This is a genomic window from Rhodococcus sp. EPR-134 (assembly GCF_001647205.1).
Lineage (GTDB): Bacteria > Actinomycetota > Actinomycetes > Mycobacteriales > Mycobacteriaceae > Rhodococcus_F > Rhodococcus_F qingshengii.
Genome location: NZ_LVCT01000472.1, coordinates 1 through 1,075 on the forward strand (window position 1 = coordinate 1; position 1,075 = coordinate 1,075).

Annotated in this window: 2 protein-coding genes; both read left to right on the forward strand. The window is 63.1% G+C overall.

Annotation, left to right across the window (positions count from 1 at the left end; all coding sequences use genetic code 11):
• A partial coding sequence (locus A2J01_RS21930; RefSeq protein ID WP_156519350.1) for a Rieske (2Fe-2S) protein occupies positions 1 to 862 on the forward strand: 862 nt, incomplete at its 5' end.
• 14 nt (positions 863 to 876) lie between these two features.
• A partial coding sequence (locus A2J01_RS21935) for a DUF1275 family protein (protein ID WP_156519351.1) occupies positions 877 to 1,075 on the forward strand: 199 nt, incomplete at its 3' end.

The following is a 1,075-nucleotide window of genomic DNA, read 5'->3' on the forward strand; positions in this document are numbered from 1 at the left end:
CGACGACCTGCGTTACCTCAACGACGATCACGGCGACGAGGGAAACATCTTCCCCGACCAGATCACGTTCCTCGAGCAGATGCGCATCAACGGCAACGATCGTGGTCTGCTGATGATCCCCGGCTCGGCCGTCGAACTTCGCGGAAGCGAGAAGGTCGCGCTGACGCATCCCATCCCGGACGCAGACGTCGACAAGATCTTCTCCAACAAGGCCGAGTACATCGAGAAGATGGCGCAGAAGATGGCACCGGTCATCGCCGCGCAGAAGGCCACGTGGGCTCCGGCCGAAGGCGAGCCGCTGCTCGACGGTCTCAAGGCCAAGTTCGAGCCGATCATGGCTCAGTCCGATCTGATCTGCGACGGAATCGGCTACCCCGTCGGACTCGTGATGGGAGAGGAGACGGTCGTCCTCGACTTCCCGAAGCGGATCGTTCGTGAGCCCATCGACGGAGAAGGTAAGTACCGCTACGGCTTCCGCATCGCTCCCGAACTGGTTCGCACCGTTCTGCGCGACGACGAGCCCGACTGGGTCAACACCATCTTCCTGTCGACACGCTTCACGGCGTGGCGCATCGGTGGGTACAACGAATTCCTCTACACGTTCTTCAAGTGCCTCACCGACGAGCGCATCGCGTACGCCGACGGCTGGTTCGCCGAGGCCCACGACGACAGCGCGTCTATCGAGTTGGGCGGGTACGAGATTCAGCGTCGTTGCCCCCACCTCAAGGCGGACCTGTCGAAGTTCGGTGTCGTCGACGGCACCAACCTCACCTGCGATCTGCACGGCTGGCAGTGGGATCTCGAGACCGGCCGCTGCAAGACGTCCAAGGGCCACGAGCTGCGCACCAGCAAGCTGAGCTGAACCGAGCTCGTCGGGTGACGGGATACAGCAGGTCGCTGATCGGCCTGGCGACAGCGCTCGCCGGGTTGGCCGGTTACGTCGACGCGCTCGGATTCATCACGCTCGGTGGGCCTTTCGTTTCGTTCATGAGCGGCAACATGACGCAGGCGAGCGTCGCATTTGCCGACGGGGTGTGGTCGACCGCGAGAGTTGCCGGCGGAATCATCGTGCTCT